Below are 20,583 nucleotides of genomic sequence, written 5' to 3'. Positions count from 1 at the left end.
CCGCGTCGTTTGAGGCTCGCCCGTACCCAAAAAAGTATTCAGTGCGTCGCTGTCTCTGAAGACGAGTCCGCAGCATGTGCGGACTCAGCATGCCAGCCGCCTCCCAACGCCACATACAACGCCACCTGCGCCGTCGCCAGTGCGGTCCGCCCTTCCAGCGCCCGCTGGCGGGCCTGCAGCGCACCGCGCTGGGCGTCCAGCACTTCACTCAGGTTCGCCTCACCCAGCTCGTAGCTGCGCTGTGCCAGCCGATGCGCCCGCTCACGGTGCTCGCGGGTGCGGCTGAGCGCTACGTGCCTGCGCTGCTGACCGGCCATCCTCGTCAGGCCCCGTTCGACTTCCTCCAACGCGCGGGCCAGCGCCTGCTCGAAGGCGATGTAAGCCGTCTCGCCCTCGGCATCGGCCAGGTCGATGGCGGCGCCGCGGCGTGGATAGTCCAGCAGCGGCAGGCCGAAGGTCGCGCCGACCCGGGCGAAGTTCGAGGCGCCGGATATCGCGTCTCCCAGGGCGAAGCCGGAGCGGCCCATCGCGGCCTGCACAGCCAGCTTGGGGAACAGGTCACGGCGCGCGGCCAGCGATTGCAGCTCCGCAGCGTTCAGCCGTGCCGCTTCGGCGATCAGGTCCGGGCGGCGGCGCAGCAGGTCGATGGGCTGGCCGGGCGCGATGCGCTGCTCCGCCAGCGGGACCGGCGCGCTGGCGGCGAGCCGCGTGGCGGTGCTGCCCGGCGGCTCGGCGAGCAGGGTCTCCAGCGCCAGCTGCGCTTCGGCCAGGTGGATGTCCAGCTCGTCCAGATCGGCTTCCAGCGACGCGCGTTCGGCGGATGTGGCCTCCACATCCAGCCGGGTCACTTCGCCGGCGTAGAACAGCAGCCCGGCGATACGCTCCAGCTCACGCGCCACTTCGATGCCTTCGACCAGCAACACGCGCTGGCCCTGCAACGCGCGCAGCTGCAGATAGCCCTGGGCGGTATTCGAGGCCACGGCCAGGCGCGCAGCGATCGTCTGTGCCTCGGCCGAGCGCAGCTGCTGGGCCGCACTGTCACGCCGCGCGCGGGTGGCGCCGAACAGGTCGAGTTCCCAGGTCGCCTGCAGCGCCAGCTCCCAGGTATCGAAGCTGATCACGTCGTCGTCGGGGATGAAATCGGCCAGTGGGCTGTCGGGTTCGGCTTCCTGATCGTTCTCGTTCCACTGACGGCTGGCCGAACCGGGCAGGTCGAAGCTCGGCAGCAGGCCGGCGCGCGACTGGCGCAGCTGGGCGCGGGCGCTGTCGACCCGCGCCATGGCCAGACGCACGTCGTGGTTCTGCTGCATGGCGCGGCCGACCAGCGCGGTGAGCTGCGGGTCGTCGAACTGGCGCCACCAGGCGGCCAGTGTCTCGGCATCCGCCGCGTGGCTGCCGGCGGCACTGAACCAGGTATCCGGCAGTTGCGGCGCCGGATGCTGCGGTGCGCTGGAGCAGGCGCCCAGGGCCAGGGCGAGCAGCAGCGGAGCGGCCAGGGCCTTGGCAGTCATGCGGTTTCCTCCTGGCGCACTTTCATCAGCAGCAGGTACAGGCAGGGCACGGCCAGCAGCGTCAGCAGCGTGGCGAAGCCCAGGCCGCCCATGATGGTCACTGCCATGTTGGCGAAGAACGGGTCGAACAGCAGCGGCACCATGCCCAGCACGGTGGTGCCGGCGGCCATCATCACCGGGCGCAGGCGCGACGCCGAGGCTTCGATGATGGCGGTCAGGCGCGGCACCTCGTCGTCGATCTGCCGGTCGATCTCGTCCACCAGCACCACGGCATTCTTGATCAGCATGCCGGTGAGGCTGAGCAGGCCGAGCAGTGCCATGAAACCGAAGGCCTGACCGGTGAGCAGCAGGCCGAAGCTCACCCCGCAGATAGCCATCGGCACCACCGCCCAGATCATCAGCGGTTGGCGCACCCTGGCGAACAGCAGCACGGTGACCAGCACCATTGCCAGGTAGGGCACCGCCAGCGTGCTCGCCAGCGCCTGCTGGGCCTCGGAGGACTGTTCGTAGTCGCCGCCCCATTTCAGGCTGTAGTTGACCGGCAGTTCGATGCCCTCGATCAGCGGGCGGATGCGCTCGTGCGCCGCGTTGGTGTTCTCGCCGTCGCGTGGTTCGGCGCGGATTGAGATGGTGCGCTCGCGGTCGTAGCGCACGATGATGCTGTCCTCGCTGACCGGCTCGACGCCATCGGCGACCTGCGCCAGTGGCACGTAGCCGGTGCCGGCGGGGCTCCAGATCAGCCGTTGCAGCAGCTCGCCGCTATCGATGCGATCCTCGGGCGCAGCGCGCAGCAATACCGGGATCAGCTCGTCACGCTCGCGCAGCAGGCTGACCCGCTGGCCCTCGCTGCCGGCGGCCAGGGCACGCGCCACGGCCTGGCGGGTCAGGCCGGCATCGGCGAGGCGATCCAGTGCCAGTTGCGGGCGCAGCACCAGCACCTGCTGGCGCCAGTCATCGCGCACGTTGAACACCTTGCCCTCATCCTGCAGTCGCTTGCGACCCTCGGCGGATATGGCCCGCAGCACCTCGATGTCCGGGCCGCTGATGCGTGCTTCCAGCTTGGCCTCGGCATTGGGGCCAAACATGAACTGCGCGGCCGAGACGTCGGCCGAGGGATAGCGTTGCGGCAGCTGCTGGTTGATCTGCCGCACCAGCCCGGCGATCAGCTCGGCGTCCTCGGTGCGCACGAGGAAGTGCATCAGTGCCGAATTCGGCTGCTCCGGCATATAGGTCAGCATGAAGCGCGAGGCGCCAGCGCCGATGAAACTGGATACTTCGCTGACGCCCTCCAGCTCCGCCAGATACGCCTCCACGTCAGAGGCGGTCTCTGCGGTCTCGCGAATGTGCGTGCCCTGCGGCAGGAACAGGTTGACGTAGAACAGCGGCGTGCTCGACGGCGGGAAGAAACTCTGCGGCAGGCGAGTGAAGATCACCGCGCTGATCACCGTCAGCACGACCAGCACGCCGATGGTCAGCCAGGGCCGGTGCAGCACGCCAACGGCCAGTCGCCGATAACGGTTGTACCAGGGGCCGTTGTAGGCGGCGTCGGGATCCTCGTCGGTCTTGGCGTTGCGCAGCAGGTAATGACCGAACAGCGGCACCAGCAGCAGCGCCAGCAGCCAGCTGAGCAGCAGCGACACGGCGATGACGAAGAACAGCGAGAAGAGGAACTCACCAGTGGTGTCCTGGGACAGACCGATGCCGGCAAAGGCGAGGATGCCGATGATGGTCGCGCCGAGCAGCGGCCACTGCGTCTGTTGCAGCGTTTCCTGCGAGGCTTCGAGGATGCTCTTGCCCTGGCGCTGGCGTACCAGCATGCCGTCACAGACCACCACCGCGTTGTCCACCAGCATGCCCATGGCGATGATCAGCGCGCCGAGGGAAATCCGCTCCAGTTCGATGCCCGCCAGCCACATCACCAGCAGCGTGCCGAGCACGGTGAGAAACAGCACCGCGCCGATGATGACACCGGCGCGCAGTCCCATGGCGATGCACAGCACGCCGACCACGATGGCCACCGAGAGGAACACGTTGAGCGCGAAGCTGTTCACCGACTCATCGACGATCCGGTGCTGCTCGTACAGCGGATGCAGTTCTGCGCCCAGCGGCATGCGGTGTTCGATGGCCTGCAACGCCGCCTCGACGCTGTGCCCGACCTCGACGATGTTCGCGCCCGAGACCCCGCTGACACCCAGGGTCAGTGCCGCCTGACCGTTGTGTCGGATGATCTGCCGCGGCCGCTCGGCGTAGTCGCGCGACAGCCTGGCGATGGCGCCCAGCTCGACCCGCTGCGCGCCCTGGCCGACCGGCAATGCGCGCAGCTCGTCGAGCGAATCGAAGGCGCCGCTCGGGCGCAGGCGTACGAAAAACTCGCCGGCATGCACGCCGCCGGCATCCACTGCGGCATCGGTGTCGGCCAGCGCCGCGGCGATCTCGTCGGGGGCGATGCCCATCGCGGCCAGCTGCGCCTGGTCGACTTCCACGAGGATGCGCTCTTCCTGCACGCCGGCGATCTCGACCTTGCCGACGCCGTCGGCGGCCACCAGCGCGCGGCGCAGATCCTTGGCCGTCTCGTGCAGCTCCTTGAGCGTCAGGCCGTCGCCGGTCAGCGCGTAGAAGATGCCGTAGACGTCGCCGAAATCATCGTTGACCTGCGGCGGTTCGATCCCCGGCGGCAGGTCGCCCTGGGCATCGTTGATCTTGTTGCGCAGCTCGTCCCAGATCTGCGGCAGCGCATCGCCGTCGTAGCGGTCCTGCATCTCCACGCGAATCTCGGCGATGCCCGGCATCGAGCGCGAGCGGATCTCCTTGATCTGCGACATCTGCTGGATCGCGCTCTCCAGCGGTTCGGTCACCTGTTGCTCGACCTCCAGCGCTGTGGCGCCGGGGTACTGCACGTTGACGATGGCCTGCTTGATGGTGAATTCCGGGTCTTCCAGGCGGCCGATCTCGAAGAAGGCGAGGGTGCCGCCGAGCAGGCAGATCAGTACCAGAATCCAGATGTTGACCGGCCGGGTGATGGCGTAGCGGGCGAAATCCATCGGCTCAGTTCCGCTCCTGCGCTTCGATCGGCTGCTCCTCGTGCAGCTTGCTGCCGCCAGCGACGATGATCGGCATCTGCGCCTGCAGGCCGTCACCGCGAATCAGCGCCTGATCACCATCGATCTGCTCGAGTTGCACCGGCTGCCGCCGTGCGCGGCCATCGTCCGCCTGCCAGATGAAGTGCTGGCCGTCGCTGCCGGTCTGCAGCGCCGACAGCGGCAGGCGGAAGGCGTCGCGGGTCCTCTGCGGCTGCGGCGGGCGTTCGATGCGCACGCGCATGGCCATGCCCGGCAGCAGGTTGTACTCCTCCGGCGGCTCGCCCTGCAGCACCAGGCGGTAGGTCCGCGCGCCTTCACGCGGTTGGGTGCTGTGTTCCTTGTAGCGCAGCGGCAGGCGCACATCGGCGATCACCAGCTCGCCTTCGGCCTGCAGACCGGGGCCGAGCGGAATGCTCAAGGCGGCGGTTTCCGGCAGGTCGACGCTGACTTCGATATGGCCGTTGTCCTGCATCTCGAAGACCGGCGTGCCCACCGCGACCACCATGTCCGGCTCGGCCAGACGGCGCGCCACCACGCCGTCGAACGGTGCATTCAGCGTGCTCTGATCGAGATCGCGCTGGGCGCTGTCGCGTGCCACCCGTGCCGCCACCGTGTTGGCTTGCAGCGCTTCGATGGCGGCCGGCGCGAGGATGCCTTCGGCGAGCAGGGTGCGCTTGCGTGCCAGATCCGCCTCCAGCTGGCGCAGGCGCGCCTCGGCCTCGCGCAGCTGCAGGCGGTAGTCGGTGCGATCCAGCTGCGCCAGCGGTTGCCCTCGGATCACGCGGGTGCCTTCGTCGACGAGGATGCGCTCGATACGTCCGGCCACCTCGAATGACAGCTGCGTGGACGTCACGCTCTGCACCACGCCGGAGAAGCGCAGCGCCTCGGCTTGCGGCTCGGCTGCCTGCAGCGGCTCGACCAGCGCCACCCGTGGTGGCTGGGGTGCTGGCTCGGCTTCCGAGGAACAGCCGCCGAGCAGTGGCAGTGCGCAGGCGAAGATCGTCAACCAGGCCAGGGTCACTGGAAATGCTCGTGTTGACGTCATCGGGGCTCCTGGCTGCTCGCGTTGCGGGCGCGCTGACGCCCGTTGGGACTGACAGTAGAGCCCTGCGTCGGCGCAGGAGTTCGGCGGCAAATTGTTGCCAACGGGGTGACCGGGTGGTCGATTTTCGCCAATGCTCTGCCACACTTGACGCATGAGCGGCTGCGTCTTTGCAGCGCTTGACCGTCGTGAACTCAGCGGGGATGCTTGCCCGCTATTGAAGGCGCATCACTCATGGGGAATACGCAATGCAAGGCCAGGCACCGGTAATCGACTATCTGAAGGAGCTGTTGCGCGGCGAACTGGCGGCGCGCGATCAGTATTTCCTGCATTCGCGGATGTACGCCGACTGGGGCTTCAGCAAGCTCTACGAGCGCATCAATCACGAGATGGAGGAGGAGACGCAGCATGCCGATGCCCTGCTCAAGCGCATCCTCTTTCTCGAAGGTACGCCGGACATGACGCCGGAACCGATCAACCCGGGCCACAGCGTGCCGGATATGCTGCGCAACGACCTGGCGCTGGAGTACAAGGTGCGAGCCGCGCTGGCGCAGGGCATCGCGCTGGCCGAACAGCACGGTGACTACCCGACCCGTGACATGCTGGCGCTGCAGCTGCACGACACCGAGGAAGACCACGCCTACTGGCTCGAGCAGCAGCTCGGCCTGATCGACCGCATCGGTCTGCAGAACTACCTGCAATCCCAGGCCAGCTGAGCCTTCCACCCCGCGAGGCAGGGCCTGCCTCGCGGGGCGTTCCATCAGAGCCGGAAGCGGCTCACCATCGACTGCAACTGACCACCCAGACGGGCCAGCTCGGTGCTCGACGCCGCGGTTTCCTCGCTGGCGGCGGCGGTCTGTTCCGACACGTCGCGCACGTTCACCACGCTGCGGCTGATCTCCTCGGCCACCGCGCTCTGTTCCTCGGCGGCTGCGGCGATCTGCTGGTTCATCGCCTGGATGTTCGACACGGTACGGGTGATGCTGCCCAGCGACGCACCGGCACGGCGCGCCAGCTCGACCCCGCTGTCGGTCAGGTCGCGGCTGGTATGCATGATCGCGGCGACCTGCTGGGTGCCGTTCTGTAGCGCGGCGACCAGCCCTTCGATTTCCTCGGTGGACTTCTGCGTGCGCTGCGCCAGGCCGCGCACCTCGTCAGCGACCACGGCGAAGCCGCGCCCGGCCTCGCCTGCACGGGCAGCCTCGATGGCGGCGTTGAGTGCCAGCAGGTTGGTCTGCTCGGCCACGGCGCGGATCACGTTCATCACACTGCCGATCTTGTCGCTTTCTTCCTGTAGCGCCGTCATCGCCTCGCTGGAGCGCACCACGGCGCTGGCCATGCGTTCGATCTGCGTGACCACCTCGGTGACCACGCGATCGCCTTCGCGGGCTTCGCCATCCGCTTCGGTGGCGGCCAGCGCGGCCTGCTCGGCATTGCGCGCCACCTCCTGAACGGTGGCCGACATCTCGTGCATGGCGGTAGCGACCTGGTCGGTTTCTTCCTTCTGGCTGTTTACGCCGGCGCTGGTCTGCTGGGTAACCGCCGAAAGCTCCTCGGCGGCGGCGCTGATCTGGCTGACACCATCGCGGATGCCGCCGATCAGTTCGCGCAGGGTCGCGCCCATCTGCTGGATGCCGCGCTGCAGCACGCCCAGCTCGTCGCGGCGCTGGATCTGTGCGGTGGCGCTGAGGTCGCCGGAGGCGATGCGCTCGACCTCGGCCAGGGTGGCACGCAGCGGCAGGATGATCTGCCGGGTGATCAGGCAGGCGGCCAGGATGCCCAACACCAGCGCCAGCAACGCGCTGACGATCAGGCGTGTACGCGCGGCGGCGCTTTCCACGGCGAGCAGGTCGAGCTGAAGCTGATAGAGCGAGTCGCTGATGCGGACGATTTCCTTCTGCTGATCGGTCATCTCCTGGCGCGCCTTGGCGATTGCCAGGGTGGCCTTCTCCAGCGATTCGATGGCGCCGCGGTACTCGCCGAGCACGGCACGGATCTGCTGCAGCGTCGCCGCGTGGTCGGCGTCGAGCGCGGCGGCATGGCGATCCAGCGTGGCCTGGGCAGCATTCAGTTGTGCGTAGACGGCCTTGGCCGCCTCGGCACCGGGAGTCGCCATGTAGACGCGCAGCAGGTATTGGGCGCGCTGCACGTCATCTTCGATGCGGGTGATGGCCTGGAATTGCGCGAAGCGCCCTTCGTCATACTCCGCCAGCTGCAGCACCTGGCGGGTTACCCCAGCGTTCAGCTCAGCCAGGCGCGCGGCGGCGCCGTCGATGGTGGTGCGCGCGGCGTTGGCCTGGGCGTAGCCCTTGCGCATGTCGTCCAGCGAGTTCTGGTACTGGGCGTTGTAGCCGGCCTGTTCCTTCAGCTGGGCGACGTCGTCCGGGTGCTCGAAGGTCTCCAGCAGCTTGGTCTGCTGGGAGAGGTAGATGCCCAGGTTGTTGTCCAGCCGCTTGGTGGACTCGTTGTCTCCACTGGCCAGCATGAATTGCAGGCGGGCGATGCGCAGGTCGGTGAGGGTCTTGTTCAGCTGGGATATTTCGGTCATTAGTCCGCTGCGCTGGATGACGCTGTCCAGGCTGCCCCAGCCGTTCCAGGCGAGGACGATGGTGAGTATCAGGACGGTGGCGAAGCCCAGCGTGAGCTTCCTGCTGACCCCGATGTTTGCAAACCAGTTGTTCATGGCACTCCAAGCGAAAGCGAAGTAGTCGGTCCGAGTCGACGCCGCAAGGCGAGGCTCGTATACCGCAGCGCTTTCGGCCGGATGCATACGAACTTGAATGTAAAGCGAGGAACGGTCGTAGCGCCGGATGATCGCGCCGCAACGCCGAACCAGGCTTGTCCGATCGGTCAGGTCTGGTTGCGCGTGAGCGGTGACGGCGCCTGCTCAGGGCGGACGCAGCAGCCGCTCTCGATGCCCTGCAGAATCGGGCAGTCCGGGCGATCATCGCCCTGGCAGTGGTCGACCAGCTCCTGCAGCGTGTCGCGCAGGCCGACCAGCTCGGCGATCTTGCGGTTCAGCTCGTCGATATGTGCGCCGGCCAGGGCCTTCACGTCGGCACTGGCGCGCTGGCGGTCCTGCCACAGCGCCAACAGCTTGCCGACCTCTTCCAGCGAGAAGCCCAGGTCACGGGCGCGGCGGATAAAGGCCAGCTGGTGCAGGTCGCGCTCGTTGTAATGTCGGTAGCCATTGGCGCCGCGCCCGGCGGGCGTGAGCAGGCCGATGGATTCGTAGTAGCGGATCATCTTCGCCGTGAGGCCGCTGTGCTTGGCGGCCTGACCGATGTTCATGGCGTGCTCCCGATTCATTCTTCCGGTTTCCAGGAGCGCAGCAGCAGGGCGTTGCTCACCACGCTGACGCTCGACAGGGCCATCGCCGCACCAGCCACCACCGGGCTGAGAAAGCCGAAGGCGGCGAGCGGAATGCCCACCAGGTTGTAGATAAAGGCCCAGAACAGGTTCTGCTGGATCTTGCGGTAGGTGCGCCGACTGATCTCCAGTGCGGCCGGCACCAGGCGCGGATCGCCGCGCATCAGGGTGATGCCGGCGGCGTGCATGGCCACGTCGGTGCCGCCGCCCATGGCGATGCCGACATCCGCCGCGGCCAGGGCAGGGGCATCGTTGATGCCGTCGCCGACCATCGCCACCACGGCGCCGCCCTTCTTCAGCTCGGCCACGGTGGCCGCCTTGTCCGCCGGCAACACCTCGGCATGCACGTCATCGATGTGCAGCGCTTCGGCCACCACCCGCGCGCTGCCACGGTTATCGCCGGTGATCAGGTGGCTGCGGATATGCCGCGCCGCGAGCCCGGCAATCGCCGCGGCGGCGCCGTCCTTGAGGCTGTCACCGAAAGCGAACAGGCCGAGGATGCGCGGCTTGGGCGCTTGTTCCACCAGCCAGGAGAGGGTGCGGCCCTCGGCTTCCCAACGCTGGGCGGTGTCCAGCAGCTCGCCCGGCTGCAGGCCGTACTCTTCGAGCATGCGCCGGTTGCCCAGCGCCAGCTGCTGGCCATCCAGCGTGCCCGCGATGCCGCGGCCGCTCAGGGCCTGGCTCTTCTGCACATCCGGCACCGTGATGCCGTCGGCTTCGCAGCGCTCCAGCACGGCACGCGCCAGCGGGTGTTCACTGCCTCGCTGCAGGGCGCCGGCCAGGCGCAGTATCCGCGCTTCGTCGCCGTCCACGGCATGCAGGTGGATGATCTGCGGCTTGCCCGAGGTAAGCGTGCCGGTCTTGTCGAAGGCCACGGCATTCACAGCATGGGCGACTTCCAGCGCCTCGGCGTCCTTGATCAGGATGCCGTGCCGCGCCGCCACGCCGGTGCCGGCCATGATCGCCGCCGGCGTCGCCAGGCCGAGGGCGCAGGGGCAGGCGATGACCAGCACGGCCACGGCGTTGATCAGCGCGACCTCGACCGGCGCGCCACTGAGCAGCCAGCAGATCAGGGTGAACACGGCGATCACCAGCACCGCCGGGACGAACACCTGGCTGACCTTGTCCACCAGCTTCTGGATCGGCGCCTTGGCCGCCTGGGCGTCTTCCACCAGGCGGATGATCCGCGCCAGCACGGTCTCGCCACCGAGCGCGGTGGTGCGCACCAGCAGGCGGCCTTCGCCATTGATCGCGCCACCGGTGATGCGGTCGCCCGGCGCCTTGTTCACTGGCAGGCTCTCGCCGCTGATCAGCGCTTCGTCGGCCTGGCTTTCTCCCTCGACCACTTCGCCATCCACCGGGAAACGCTCACCGGGGCGGACCAGTACCAGATCGCCGAGGCGCAGCGCGGCGATGGCAACATCTTCCTCGCGGCCGTCGACTACCCGTGTCGCGCGGTCCGGACGCAAGGCTTCCAGCGCCCGGATCGCCGCGCTGGTCTGGCGCTTGGCGCGGCTCTCCAGATACTTGCCCAGCAGCACCAGGGCAATCACCACCGCCGAGGCCTCGAAATACAGGTGCGGCATCTGCCCGGCCGGGGTCGCCCACCATTGATAAAGGCTCAGGCCGTAACCGGCGCTGGTGCCGATGGCGACCAGCAGGTCCATGTTGCCGGCACCGGCGCGCACCGCCTTCCAGCCGGCGACGTAGAAGCGTGCGCCGAGGATGAACTGCACCGGGGTGGCGAGCAGGAACTGAATCCATGCCGGCAGCATCCAGTGGCCGCCGAACAGCTCGGCGAACATCGGCAGCACCAGCGGTGCGGCCAGCAGCAGGGCCGCGATCACCGCCCAGCGTTCGCGCTGCAGGCGTCGTTCGGCATCCTGTGCGGGTTGCTGCTGGTCGCCGGCGCTTGCCTGGTAGCCGGCAGCCTCGACTGCCTGGATCAGCACGGCGGGGTCGGGCGTGCCGATCACTTCGACATGCGCGCGTTCGCTGGCCAGATTCACCGCGGCGCTGCGTACGCCGGGCACCTTGAGCAGGGCGCGTTCGACCCGGCCGACGCAGCTGGCGCAGGTCATGCCTTCGATGTTCAGCTCGATGCTCTGCACAGGCACGCCGTAGCCGGCCTTTTCTACGGCCTCGATCAGCGTTGCCACGCCCAGGTCATCGCCTTCGATACGCACCTGTTCGTTGGCCAGGTTGACGTTGGCCGCGGCGACGCGCGGTACCTTGAGCAGGGCGCGTTCGACGCGGCCGGCGCAGCTGGCGCAGGTCATACCGCTGACCGGCAGCGTATGGGTGGCGCTGGACATGGCTGTGACTCCTCGGGTTGCGATGGCTGCAGGATCGACCTTAACCCTGTGGCAAGGTCAACACCATGATCTGCGACAGCAGGTGCCTTGACCTTGCCCAGGTGGCAAGGTCGAGAATCCGTGCATCTACCAGTCGAGGAGAGAGACGATGCAAGTATTCAACGTGAGCGGAATGACCTGCAGCCACTGCGAGCGTGCGGTTACCCAGGCCATTCAGGCGCTGGACCCGCAGGCTCGGGTGCAGGTGGATCTGGCGGCCGGAACCGTGCAGGTCGAGAGCAGCGCCAGCGAGCAGGCGATTCGCCAGGCGATCAGCGAAGAGGGTTATCAGGTGAGCTGATCGCTCACGCGGCAGGCTGGTCGGGATCTTCCGGCCAGTCGCGGACCAGACCGCGGAACAGTGGGTCGATCAGCGCCTTGGTATCGACCTGCGGCGCGAACAGCTCGGTGTCGCGCGTCCAGTCGGTGAACAGCCCGACCACCATGGCGTGCAGCGACAGTGCGGCGAGCCGCGGCGTGACGCCGGGTCGCAGGCAGGCCGAGGCGTTGCGCAAGAGGTTTTCGCACAGATCGATGAATTGGTTGATGAAGGCGTGGTGACGTTCCTCGGCTTCGCGCAATTCGTCGGTGAATTCGCACTTGTGCAGCAAGATGGTGAAGATGCGACGCTTCTGCTCGTTGCTGGCCAGGGTGCTGATGGCCTCGACCGTCAGGTTGCGCAGGGCGATCAGGGATTGCAGCGGCTGCTGCTGGTCGCAGGTGCAGAGCCGCTCGTTCATCTGCTCCGGTGGCAGGCGAATCTGGTTGAGCATCTCGTGAAACAGGTGCGCCTTGTTCTGAAAGTGCCAGTACACCGCACCGCGTGTCACCCCGGCATCCCGGGCGATCTGGTCGAGGCTGGTGTGGGCCACGCCCTTGTCCAGAAACAGCCGCTCGGCGGAGGCGAGGATGGCGATGCGGGTCTTCTCGGCTTCTTCTTTGGTTCGGCGCATGGGACAGGTTCGGCAGATAGCGGCTGCTTCGGGCATCCAGCAGCGTTGGAGGCGACCAGTGTAGCGAGGCATCTCGTCGCGATGCATGTTTACAAGCGGCGGTGTATGTAACAGCATCTTGCACGCCGGTGCAAACCCTCGAACGAGGTAACGGTCCACCGAGTGGCCCTCGCGCCACCTTCTCTTTCCTGCTTGCGAGCTTCTGATGTCTCTGCGGATTCTCCTCATCCTGGGCGCGCTCAGTGCGTTCGGCCCCCTGGCCATCGACATGTACCTGCCGGCTTTTCCTTTGCTGGCGGAGTCCTTCGATACCAGCGTCGACCATGTCCAGCTGTCGCTGGCTGCCTATTTCAGCGGTCTGGCCATCGGTCAGCTGGTCTATGGCCCGCTGGCCGATCGCTACGGTCGGCGTGGGCCGCTGCTGGTCGGTGTGACGCTGTTTACCCTGGCCTCGCTGGCCAGCGCCTTCGCGCCGTCCATGGACTGGCTGATCGGCGTGCGCTTCGTGCAGGCGTTGGGTGGCTGCGCCGGCATGGTGGTTGCGCGCGCCGTGGTGCGCGACCTGTGCGACCCGATGACTAGCGCCAAGGTGTTCTCGCAGCTGATGTTGGTGATGGGCCTGGCGCCGATCCTTGCGCCAGTGGCGGGCGGCGCGTTGCTGGCGACCTTCGGTTGGCCATCGATCTTCATCCTGCTGACGCTGTTCAGCGCAATCTGCCTGGTGGCGGTCACGCTCTGGCTACCGGAAACCTATCCGGCCGGGCTGCCGCGCCAGCCGATGTCCGGTGCGCTGGGACAGTACCTGCGGCTGTTCCGCGATCGCTTCTTCATGGGCCACGTGCTGACCGGCGCGCTGTGCATGGCCGGGATGTTCGCCTACATCACCGGTTCGCCGTTCGTCTTCATCGAGCTGTATGGCGTCAAGCCCGAGCATTTCGGCTGGCTGTTCGGCATCAATGCCGCGGGCTTCATTCTGATGGCGCAGGTGAACGTGCGGCTGGTGCGCTGGCGCGGGCCGGAATTCTGGGTACGGCGCTGGGTGTGGTTCTTCTTCGGCAGTGCGCTGGCGCTGCTGGCGGTCGCCGCCGCGCAGCCCGAATCGCTCTGGCCGTTGCTGATCCCGCTGTTCTGCTGCGTGTCCTGCCTGGGCTGTCTGTTGCCGAACGCCACGGCCTGCGCCATGGCCGACCAGCGTGCCAACGCCGGCAGTGCTTCGGCTCTGCTCGGCAGCCTGCAGTTCGCCATCGCGGCGGTTGCCGCTTCGGCGATAGGCGCTCTGCACAACGGCACAGCGGTGCCGCTGGCGGCAATCATGAGCCTGTGCGGGCTGCTGGCGACGCTCGTCGCCTATGGCACGGCGCGCGCCAGCACGGAGTGAAGTATCAGGCGCTCAGTGGCAGGCGATGCGGCGCCTGCAGGCGTCGCTGCAGGGTTTCGACGAAGGCGCGTGCCTCGGCCTCGCTGCGGAAGGTGACGCGCTGGCGGTCCAGGCAGACCTGCCAGGCGCTGTCGGGATAGGGCGTCAGGCGGCGGACGAGAATGTTCATGGCGATCTCCTCGCAAGTTGGCGCCGCTCAGTCTAGGCGCAGCCATGGCCCGCGTGGCGAGCCATGGTGTCGCAGGTCGGCCTTGCGCCGACGAATGGCTCAGTAGGCCAGGCGCGCGTCCAGGCTGTTCTGCGCCAGGCGGCGAGCCTGCGCTTCGGTCATCCCCAGGCTCTCGTGCAGCGCGACGAAATTCTCCGTCACGTAGCCGCCGAAGTAGGCCGGGTCGTCGGAGTTCACCGTGACCTTCACACCCTGCTCCAGCAGCTCGAGGATGTTGTGCTGGCGCATGTCGGCGAACACCTTGAGCTTGGTGTTGGACAGCGGGCAGACCGTGAGCGGGATCTGCTCCTCGATCAGCCGGGCGATCAGCTTCGGATCTTCCGCGGCGCGCACGCCATGGTCGATGCGGCTGACCTTGAGCAGATCGAGCGCTTGCCAGATGTATTCCGGCGGGCCCTCTTCGCCGGCATGGGCAACGGTGAGCAAGCCTTCGCCACGCGCCTTGTCGAACACGCGCTGGAACTTGCTCGGCGGATGGCCGACCTCGGAGCTGTCGAGGCCAACGGCGAAGAAGGCATTGCGATAGGGCAGCGCCTGTTCCAGCGTCTTGAAGGCTTCTTCTTCCGGCAGATGGCGCAGGAAGCTGAGAATCAGCCCGCTGCTGATGCCCAGCAGCTCACGGCCATCGGCCAGCGCCGCGCTGATGCCATTGAGCGCTGCCTCGAACGGCACGCCGCGGTCGGTGTGGGTCTGCGGGTCGAAGAAGGGCTCGGTATGTACCACGTTCTGCTCTTCGCACCTCTGCAGGTAGGCCCAGGTCAGGTCGTAGAAGTCCTGCTCGGTGCGCAGCACGTCGGCGCCGGCATAGTAGAGGTCGAGGAATTCCTGCAGGTTGCCGAAGTTGTAGGCGCTGCGCAGCGCCTCGACGTCGTTCCAGGGCAGGGCGATCTTGTTGCGCTCGGCCAGGCGGAACATCAGTTCAGGCTCCAGCGAGCCCTCCAGGTGCAAGTGGAGTTCGGCCTTGGGCAGATTGTTGAGCCAGTCGTGCATCGCGAAATTCTCGTCTTGCGGGTGTGGGGGCATTCTAGCGACGGGTTGTCGCATCCGGATATGGTCATCGGCTGTTTGCCGTGCCTAGCAGGCGTCGATGACAGTGCGATGAAGCCTCCGTTTCATTTGGCGAATATTTGACCAGCGGTCTGCGAGCCAAGCACGGCGCGGCCTGGCAAGGTTGTTCCCAATGTTATCCACATACTTCTCCACGCGAATCGGGCATAACTGGCAGCTGGCAGAACGCGATTGATGGCATTGCGTCATCGCGCGACCGCTCAGTCAAAAAACACTGCAATTCAAGCGTTTAACGTGATAGAGGCGGGTCTGCAAGGCGCTCTGATTAAAAAATGTACAGATTTCTGCAGCCCCCGTGGCAGGCGCTTCGCAGCACACCATACAAATGTTATCCACAATTGCGTCCACAGTTTTTGTGGGCAAGGAGCGTCTAGTCCAAGGCTTGCAGCCGACTACGGCCGCGGCTGATATCGGCGAGCAATCTTTCCAGCGGCTGCAGCTGAGCGGCGGGAAGGGCAATCTCCAGCGTCGCGCCTTCGGCATCGAAATGCTCGGCTTCCAGCAGCGCTTCGAAATCCCCCAGGCGCGCCTTGAGCAGCGCCAGTTCGGCGAAGCGGCAATGACAGCGGCAGCGCGAGCGCGAGACCAGTTCGCTGTGCTCGCCGGCCTGCAGACATTTGGCGGTGGTGCCGCCGTAGGCACGGGCGAGGCCGCCGGTGCCTAGCTTGGTGCCGCCGAACCAGCGGATCACCACCACCGCAACCCGATCGAAATCCTGCCCTTCTATGGCCGTGAGCATTGGTCTTCCCGCCGTACCGCCGGGCTCGCCGTCATCGCTGAAGCGGTATTGATTGCCGATCTTCCACGCCCAGCAGTTATGCGTAGCGGTCGGATCGCTGACCGCCTGGATGAATGCCTGCGCGTCTTCCGGACTTTGTACCGGTGCGGCCTTGGCCAGGAAACGGCTCTTGCTGATTACTTCCAGCAGTTCGCAGGGCGCGGACAGGGTGAAGGGCATGAGAAATGTGGCTTCCGGATAGCGCAACGGGGCGAGCATTGTAGCCGCGTCGAAGTCGTCGCAAAGGCCGGGCGGCCATGACCATCCGGCCAACGGGCTGAACTTATGTTGCCGCCTCGGACCCCTAGTTAGTAAGGCGTGGCTCGCGCCTGACGCCAGTGGCACCTACCAGAGCCACTTCCTACCGGCTAGAGAAAAGGAGGAAACACCATGCTCAACTCCAGTTACCAGTCATGCATCCAGGCCTGTTCCAATTGCGCCCTGGTCTGCGAGACCTGCGCGGCCTCCTGCCTGCGCGAGGACGACGTGAAGATGATGGCGCGCTGCATCGAGCTCGATCGTGACTGCGCCGACATGTGTGCGATCGCGGCGGTGCTGATGACCCGCGACAGCGCCTATGCCAAAGCCTTCTGCAAGCTCTGTGCGCAGGTCTGCCGCGACTGTGCCGAGGAGTGCGGCAAGCACCAGCACGACCATTGCCAGGCCTGCGCCGAAGCCTGTCGCAAGTGTGCTGAAGAGTGCGAAAAGATGGCGGCCTGATCGGTCGTCGATCCAGAGGGCTGCAGCTGCGGCTGTCGGCCCTTCTGCTTCAGGCCAGCCAGTCCAGCGTCAGGATCAGGCGGCGCTCGGTGCTGGTCGCCTGCGGCGAGCGGTGAATGATCCCGGCGCCTTCGTTACCCAGCCATTTCTCCCCCTTGAACAATGCCACGTCGCCAGCCGCGAGCTGCTCGATGGCGGCCGGGTCTGTCGGTTCGGCTGCCGGATCACCGAGACGGCGACGTGGCATGCCGTCCTCGCGAAGCCATTCGCTGCCCGCACCGGCATAGGTGGTGATCAGCCGCAGCGGCACATGATCGACGTGGAAGCGCGGGCACATGGGCTTGTCCAGCAGCCGCAGGCGCAGGCCGATGCGCCGCGCATCGACCAGACAGCTGAACGCCCGCACCAGCCAGGCCACGTCGGCAACGAAACCGGCGTGGCCGGCAACGTCCCGATGGGCTGCCGCCAGGGTTGGCAGCTGCAGCTCGCCGTCGCCGCTCGGTTCGAGGGTCAGCGACTCCGCCAGCGGCTCGCCCAGCGCCAGAAGTGTCTCGGCGAATTCGACAATATGCAGCGGCAGCTGGCGCTGCCATACGCTGAGGTTGACGCCGTCGTTTAGCGCTTCGCCGAGTATCGCCGGAGAATCGCCCAGCAGCTGGCGTGGCTGTGGACGGATGATCCGCTGCGCCAGCATCAGGCGACCTGCTCGTGCCAGGGGCCGAACGGATCCGGCAGGCGCAGCCAGCCGTCGACGCCCACGGCCCATTCGCTGTCGTTCAACAGGCAGGCGTCCAGCTCGCGGCGCAGCCGGTTGAAGTCGATGTTCTGCCCGATGAAGACCAGTTCCTGGCGGCAATCGCCGAACTCGTCGCGGGATTTGCCGAGGATCGCCGTGCGGCTTTCGCGGTCGCTCGGCCAGGCCGACTCCGGCGTGAAGTGCCACCAGCGCCCGGCGTAGTCGTAGCGCATCAACCCACCGGCCTGCGACCAGCTGCCGGCTTCCTCGGGGCGGGTAGCGAGCCAGAAGAAGCCCTTGGAGCGCAGCAGGCGGCCGTTGCTCCACTCGCGGTTGAGGAAGTTGTAGAAACGCTGCGGATGAAATGGCCGGCGCGCCAGGTAGGCGGTGGAGGCGATGCCGTACTCCTCGGTTTCCGGCACATGCTCACCGCGCATTTCCTTGAGCCAGCCGGGCGCCTGGGCGGCGCGTTCGAAATCGAAACGGCCGGTGTCGAGGATTCGGTCGAGCGGCACCTGACCCATGCTCATCGGCAAGATCTCGGCATGGGTATTGAGCCGGCCGAGGATGGCGCTCAGCTCCTCGCGTTCGGCGGCGGAAATCAGGTCGATCTTGCTGATCAGGATGACGTCGGCGAACTCCACCTGTTCGATCAGCAGCTCGGTGACCGAGCGTTCGTCGTCCTCGCCAAGGGTTTCGCCGTGGCTGGCCAGGCTCTCGGCCTCGTGGAAGTCGCGCAGGAAGTTCACCCCGTCGACCACCGTGACCATGGTGTCCAGCCGTGCCAGATCGGCCAGGCTCTGGCCCTGCTCGTCACGGAAGGTGAAGGTTTCGGCCACCGGCAGTGGTTCGGAAATGCCGGTGGACTCGATCAGCAGGTAGTCGAAGCGGCCCTCGCGGGCGAGCTTGCCGACTTCCTCGAGCAGGTCTTCGCGCAGGGTGCAGCAAATGCAGCCGTTGCTCATCTCCACCAGCTTCTCTTCGGCGCGATTGAGGCTGACGCCGCGCTGCACCTCGTTGCCGTCGATGTTGATCTCGCTCATGTCGTTGACGATCACGGCCACGCGGCGGCCGTCGCGGTTCTTCAGGATGTGATTGAGCAGGGTGCTCTTGCCGGCGCCGAGGAAGCCGGACAGGACGGTTACGGGGAGGCGGTTCATGGCGGTCTCTCAGGCGGATCGTTGGTGTTTTTCGCGCTGTTCCTGGCGTTGTTTCGCCTCGATAGACAGCATCGTGGTGGGGCGCAGCAGCAGGCGCTGCAGGCCGATGGGTTCGCCGGTTTCGGCGCACCAGCCGTACTCGCCGCGGGCGATGGCATCCAGCGCGGCGTCGATCTTGTCCAGCAGCTTTTTCTCTCGTTCCAGCACGCGCAGCTGCCAGTGGCGCTGTTCTTCGGCGCTGCCGATGTCGGCGGGATCGCTGCTCGGCTCCTGTTCGCGCAGCGCCTGGAATTCCTCCTCGATGCGCGCCTGCAAGTCGGCACGCTGGCGTAGCAGCAGGTCGCGGAAGAAGGCTTGTTGGTCGGCGTTCATGTATGCCTCGGCGGGCTGGGCGAGTAGTTCGGCTTCGGTCATGGGCGGGTGTCCGGCAACATCGTCCGTATAGTTATAACATAACATTTAATGTCGCGAGAGCTTATCGAGTGAGGTTGAGCGACGGTCGAAGAAACGGCGCTGATATGCGCGGTGCAGTACCGCCAGGGCACTTGCATGCATGGCCGATCACGTCTGTACTGGCTCGCTACCGGCGCCGGCCCGGTTTGTCGGCGTGCCAGTGGAGCGACCCATGAACCCGACTTTCCAGCCTGGTCGAAACATGGCGATGAAGGTGCCCGCCCATGAGTACGCGAGCACCGTTGCCTTCTACCGCGAGACCCTGAGGCTCAGGGAGCTGACGCCTAGCGATGCCGACGGCGAACAGACACCGCGCTTCGCGTTCGGCGACAAGGTACTCTGGCTCGATCGCGTGGCGGGCATCAGCCAGGCGGAAATCTGGCTGGAGGTGGTGACGGACGATCTGAATGCCGCTGCGGACTTCCTACAGCACCGGCATTGCACCCGTCGAGATGAAATCGAACCCCTGCCCGACGGCTTCCGCGCGTTCTGGATCTCCAGCCCGGCCAATATCATCCACCTGATTTCCGAGCAGAAACTGTCCTGAACGTGCCTCCGGCGGCGCAGCGTCACGCCGCCTGCCTTTGCCGATAGCCCTGCGCAACCTGAAGCAGTACCACCAGCGTCACGATGGGCAGCAGCCCGATGTTCACCGCCGCCCAGCCCGCCTGCGCGATCAAGGCGCCGGAGGCGAACGACATGGCTGCGGCGACGCTGCCGTTGCTCAGCTCCATCAGGCTCTGAGCCCGGGCGCGTTCGCTCGCGGCGTGGCCCTGGCCCAGCTGGGTGGTGCCGGCGACCAACATGAGGTTCCAGCCGATGCCGAGCAGGCAGCTGCTGAGCAGGAAGTGCCAGTGGCTGATGCCGAGCAGGGCGACCACTGCGCTGACGATCAGCAATCCTCCACCAAGGCAGGCGACCAGCCGGCAGCCGAAGCGATCCACCAGCGGTCCGGCGACGAACGCCGGGAGGAACATGCCGAGCATGTGCCACTGGATGACCTGGCCGCTGGCGTGCAGGTCCAGACCTTCGCCATGCATCGCCAGGGGCGTGGCGTTCATCACCAGGATCATCAGGCCGTGGCCGGCAGCGGTGGTCAGCACCGCGGCGCGAACGGTCGGCCGTGCGAGCAGCGCCTGCCAGCTGATCGTCGCCGAATCGGCCCGGGCTGCCGGCACTCCCGAGTTCGCCGGCAACCCGGTCAAGACCACGAATCCCAGTGCCGCCAGACTGGCGATCAACAGATAGGTGCCGGCGAAGGGTACTCCAGCGAGATCGCGCGCCATATGGCCGAGCGTGGGCGCGATCAGCGCCGCCAGCACGCCACCGCCGATCACGCAGGCCGTGGCGCGCCCCTTGAAGGCATCGCTCACCGCTTCCAGCGCGGCGAAGCGGTAGTACATCGCCGAGGCCTGGTAGGCGCCGATGGGCAGAGCGCCGAGACAGAGCAGGGTGAAGCTGTCGAGCCAGAGCGACAACGCGCTGACCAGTCCGCCCAGCACGCCGGCCGTGGCACCGATGAGAAAGCCGGCGCGGCGACCGCGGCGTTGCATCAGGCCCGCCAGTGGTTGCAGGGCGAGCAGGCCGCCGAGCATCAGCAGGGCCAGCGGCAGCGTGGCGAGACCAGCCACTGGCGCCAGGCGCAGGCCGACGATGGCGGTGAAGATGATCCCGGTCATCGAGCAGGACCAGAACAGCGCCTGGGCGATGAACAGACGCAGGACCTGGGGATTGCTGAGCAAAAGATGCATA

At 66.6% G+C, this 20,583-nt stretch carries 19 protein-coding genes; 5 read left to right on the top strand and 14 right to left on the bottom strand.

The window, feature by feature from the left end; translation table 11 throughout:
- Positions 1-38: 38 nt before the first annotated feature.
- The 3 genes from OUY36_RS18440 to OUY36_RS18430 are packed head-to-tail and all read right to left on the bottom strand — an operon-like array spanning position 39 to position 5,636.
- Entirely contained in the window at positions 39-1,511 is a 1,473-nt protein-coding gene (locus tag OUY36_RS18440) for an efflux transporter outer membrane subunit (protein ID WP_267935495.1), read from the bottom strand.
- Positions 1,508-4,552: an efflux RND transporter permease subunit gene (locus OUY36_RS18435; protein WP_267935494.1), complete on the bottom strand. Its 3,045-nt coding sequence runs from the start codon at positions 4,550-4,552 to the stop codon at positions 1,508-1,510. Before OUY36_RS18435 ends, OUY36_RS18440 begins: the two co-directional genes overlap by 4 nt.
- A 4-nt stretch (positions 4,553-4,556) precedes the next feature.
- Positions 4,557-5,636 carry an efflux RND transporter periplasmic adaptor subunit gene (locus OUY36_RS18430; protein ID WP_267935493.1) on the bottom strand — a complete coding sequence of 360 codons (1,080 nt, stop codon included), beginning with the start codon at positions 5,634-5,636 and terminating at the stop codon, positions 4,557-4,559.
- Between the two features lie 245 nt (positions 5,637-5,881).
- Between OUY36_RS18430 and bfr the strand changes: the two genes are divergently transcribed.
- Positions 5,882-6,349: a bacterioferritin gene (gene bfr / locus OUY36_RS18425; protein ID WP_063541945.1), complete on the top strand. Its 468-nt coding sequence runs from the start codon at positions 5,882-5,884 to the stop codon at positions 6,347-6,349.
- 44 nt (positions 6,350-6,393) lie between these two features.
- Here the strand turns inward: bfr and OUY36_RS18420 are convergent, their stop codons facing one another.
- The 3 genes from OUY36_RS18420 to OUY36_RS18410 form a co-directional block, all read right to left on the bottom strand.
- On the bottom strand, positions 6,394-8,316 hold the full coding sequence (locus OUY36_RS18420; RefSeq protein WP_267935492.1) for a methyl-accepting chemotaxis protein: 1,923 nt from the start codon (positions 8,314-8,316) through the stop codon (positions 6,394-6,396).
- A gap of 167 nt (positions 8,317-8,483) precedes the next feature.
- Positions 8,484-8,924: a Cu(I)-responsive transcriptional regulator gene (gene cueR, locus OUY36_RS18415; RefSeq protein WP_110775904.1), complete on the bottom strand. Its 441-nt coding sequence runs from the start codon at positions 8,922-8,924 to the stop codon at positions 8,484-8,486.
- 14 nt (positions 8,925-8,938) lie between these two features.
- Entirely contained in the window at positions 8,939-11,317 is a 2,379-nt protein-coding gene (locus OUY36_RS18410) for a heavy metal translocating P-type ATPase (protein ID WP_267935491.1), read from the bottom strand.
- Between the two features lie 148 nt (positions 11,318-11,465).
- Here OUY36_RS18410 and OUY36_RS18405 point away from each other — a divergent pair, with 148 nt between their 5' ends.
- Entirely contained in the window at positions 11,466-11,657 is a 192-nt protein-coding gene (locus OUY36_RS18405) for a heavy-metal-associated domain-containing protein (protein ID WP_063541953.1), read from the top strand.
- 4 nt (positions 11,658-11,661) lie between these two features.
- On the opposite strand, the gene OUY36_RS18400 is transcribed toward OUY36_RS18405, so the two are convergent.
- Positions 11,662-12,309 (bottom strand): TetR family transcriptional regulator, encoded by a 648-nt coding sequence (locus tag OUY36_RS18400; RefSeq protein WP_063541955.1) that lies wholly within the window; start codon positions 12,307-12,309, stop codon positions 11,662-11,664.
- 205 nt (positions 12,310-12,514) lie between these two features.
- Here OUY36_RS18400 and OUY36_RS18395 point away from each other — a divergent pair, with 205 nt between their 5' ends.
- Positions 12,515-13,687 (top strand): Bcr/CflA family multidrug efflux MFS transporter, encoded by a 1,173-nt coding sequence (locus OUY36_RS18395; protein WP_267935490.1) that lies wholly within the window; start codon positions 12,515-12,517, stop codon positions 13,685-13,687.
- A gap of 4 nt (positions 13,688-13,691) precedes the next feature.
- Here the strand turns inward: OUY36_RS18395 and OUY36_RS18390 are convergent, their stop codons facing one another.
- The 3 genes from OUY36_RS18390 to OUY36_RS18380 all read right to left on the bottom strand — a co-directional run bounded on the left by OUY36_RS18390 (position 13,692) and on the right by OUY36_RS18380 (position 15,942).
- Positions 13,692-13,856, bottom strand: a complete 165-nt coding sequence (locus tag OUY36_RS18390; protein WP_166082458.1) for a hypothetical protein — start codon at positions 13,854-13,856, stop codon at positions 13,692-13,694.
- A 99-nt stretch (positions 13,857-13,955) separates the two neighbouring features.
- Positions 13,956-14,906: an adenosine deaminase gene (locus tag OUY36_RS18385; protein WP_267935488.1), complete on the bottom strand. Its 951-nt coding sequence runs from the start codon at positions 14,904-14,906 to the stop codon at positions 13,956-13,958.
- 448 nt (positions 14,907-15,354) lie between these two features.
- Positions 15,355-15,942, bottom strand: coding sequence for an IMPACT family protein (locus OUY36_RS18380; RefSeq protein WP_156245360.1), 588 nt, complete (start codon positions 15,940-15,942; stop codon positions 15,355-15,357).
- Positions 15,943-16,152: 210 nt separating this feature from the next.
- Between OUY36_RS18380 and OUY36_RS18375 the strand changes: the two genes are divergently transcribed.
- Positions 16,153-16,482, top strand: a complete 330-nt coding sequence (locus OUY36_RS18375; RefSeq protein ID WP_014597733.1) for a four-helix bundle copper-binding protein — start codon at positions 16,153-16,155, stop codon at positions 16,480-16,482.
- A 49-nt stretch (positions 16,483-16,531) separates the two neighbouring features.
- On the opposite strand, the gene OUY36_RS18370 is transcribed toward OUY36_RS18375, so the two are convergent.
- From OUY36_RS18370 to dksA, 3 genes are read right to left on the bottom strand one after another with little or no spacing between them, the layout of a single operon-like run.
- The gene (locus tag OUY36_RS18370) at positions 16,532-17,176 is read right to left on the bottom strand and encodes a DUF1826 domain-containing protein (RefSeq protein WP_267935486.1); all 645 of its coding nucleotides are present in this window, start codon (positions 17,174-17,176) and stop codon (positions 16,532-16,534) included.
- A complete protein-coding gene (gene zigA / locus OUY36_RS18365; RefSeq protein WP_156245203.1) occupies positions 17,176-18,378 on the bottom strand; it encodes a zinc metallochaperone GTPase ZigA in 1,203 nt (400 codons plus the stop codon). Before zigA ends, OUY36_RS18370 begins: the two co-directional genes overlap by 1 nt.
- 9 nt (positions 18,379-18,387) lie before the next feature.
- Positions 18,388-18,792 (bottom strand): RNA polymerase-binding protein DksA, encoded by a 405-nt coding sequence (gene dksA, locus OUY36_RS18360; protein WP_156245204.1) that lies wholly within the window; start codon positions 18,790-18,792, stop codon positions 18,388-18,390.
- Positions 18,793-19,003: 211 nt separating this feature from the next.
- On the opposite strand from dksA, the gene OUY36_RS18355 reads away from it, so the two are divergent.
- Positions 19,004-19,378 carry a VOC family protein gene (locus tag OUY36_RS18355; protein ID WP_156245205.1) on the top strand — a complete coding sequence of 125 codons (375 nt, stop codon included), beginning with the start codon at positions 19,004-19,006 and terminating at the stop codon, positions 19,376-19,378.
- Between the two features lie 22 nt (positions 19,379-19,400).
- Here OUY36_RS18355 and OUY36_RS18350 read toward each other — a convergent pair whose 3' ends face one another.
- Positions 19,401-20,582 carry an MFS transporter gene (locus tag OUY36_RS18350; RefSeq protein ID WP_267935483.1) on the bottom strand — a complete coding sequence of 394 codons (1,182 nt, stop codon included), beginning with the start codon at positions 20,580-20,582 and terminating at the stop codon, positions 19,401-19,403.
- Position 20,583: the final 1 nt, after the last annotated feature.

The organism is Stutzerimonas sp. R40042, assembly GCF_026642215.1.
Lineage (GTDB): Bacteria > Pseudomonadota > Gammaproteobacteria > Pseudomonadales > Pseudomonadaceae > Stutzerimonas > Stutzerimonas frequens.
This window is presented reverse-complemented; position numbering and strand designations above follow the sequence as displayed.

Coding starts and splice junctions, on each gene's coding strand:
- OUY36_RS18440 (WP_267935495.1), bottom strand. CDS start 1,511: ATGACTGCCAAGGCCCTGGCCGCTCCGCTGCTGCTCGCCCTGGCCCTG.
- OUY36_RS18435 (WP_267935494.1), bottom strand. CDS start 4,552: ATGGATTTCGCCCGCTACGCCATCACCCGGCCGGTCAACATCTGGATT.
- OUY36_RS18430 (WP_267935493.1), bottom strand. CDS start 5,636: ATGACGTCAACACGAGCATTTCCAGTGACCCTGGCCTGGTTGACGATC.
- bfr (WP_063541945.1), top strand. CDS start 5,882: ATGCAAGGCCAGGCACCGGTAATCGACTATCTGAAGGAGCTGTTGCGC.
- OUY36_RS18420 (WP_267935492.1), bottom strand. CDS start 8,316: ATGAACAACTGGTTTGCAAACATCGGGGTCAGCAGGAAGCTCACGCTG.
- cueR (WP_110775904.1), bottom strand. CDS start 8,924: ATGAACATCGGTCAGGCCGCCAAGCACAGCGGCCTCACGGCGAAGATG.
- OUY36_RS18410 (WP_267935491.1), bottom strand. CDS start 11,317: ATGTCCAGCGCCACCCATACGCTGCCGGTCAGCGGTATGACCTGCGCC.
- OUY36_RS18405 (WP_063541953.1), top strand. CDS start 11,466: ATGCAAGTATTCAACGTGAGCGGAATGACCTGCAGCCACTGCGAGCGT.
- OUY36_RS18400 (WP_063541955.1), bottom strand. CDS start 12,309: ATGCGCCGAACCAAAGAAGAAGCCGAGAAGACCCGCATCGCCATCCTC.
- OUY36_RS18395 (WP_267935490.1), top strand. CDS start 12,515: ATGTCTCTGCGGATTCTCCTCATCCTGGGCGCGCTCAGTGCGTTCGGC.
- OUY36_RS18390 (WP_166082458.1), bottom strand. CDS start 13,856: ATGAACATTCTCGTCCGCCGCCTGACGCCCTATCCCGACAGCGCCTGG.
- OUY36_RS18385 (WP_267935488.1), bottom strand. CDS start 14,906: ATGCACGACTGGCTCAACAATCTGCCCAAGGCCGAACTCCACTTGCAC.
- OUY36_RS18380 (WP_156245360.1), bottom strand. CDS start 15,942: ATGCCCTTCACCCTGTCCGCGCCCTGCGAACTGCTGGAAGTAATCAGC.
- OUY36_RS18375 (WP_014597733.1), top strand. CDS start 16,153: ATGCTCAACTCCAGTTACCAGTCATGCATCCAGGCCTGTTCCAATTGC.
- OUY36_RS18370 (WP_267935486.1), bottom strand. CDS start 17,176: ATGCTGGCGCAGCGGATCATCCGTCCACAGCCACGCCAGCTGCTGGGC.
- zigA (WP_156245203.1), bottom strand. CDS start 18,378: ATGAACCGCCTCCCCGTAACCGTCCTGTCCGGCTTCCTCGGCGCCGGC.
- dksA (WP_156245204.1), bottom strand. CDS start 18,792: ATGACCGAAGCCGAACTACTCGCCCAGCCCGCCGAGGCATACATGAAC.
- OUY36_RS18355 (WP_156245205.1), top strand. CDS start 19,004: ATGAACCCGACTTTCCAGCCTGGTCGAAACATGGCGATGAAGGTGCCC.
- OUY36_RS18350 (WP_267935483.1), bottom strand. CDS start 20,582: ATGCATCTTTTGCTCAGCAATCCCCAGGTCCTGCGTCTGTTCATCGCC.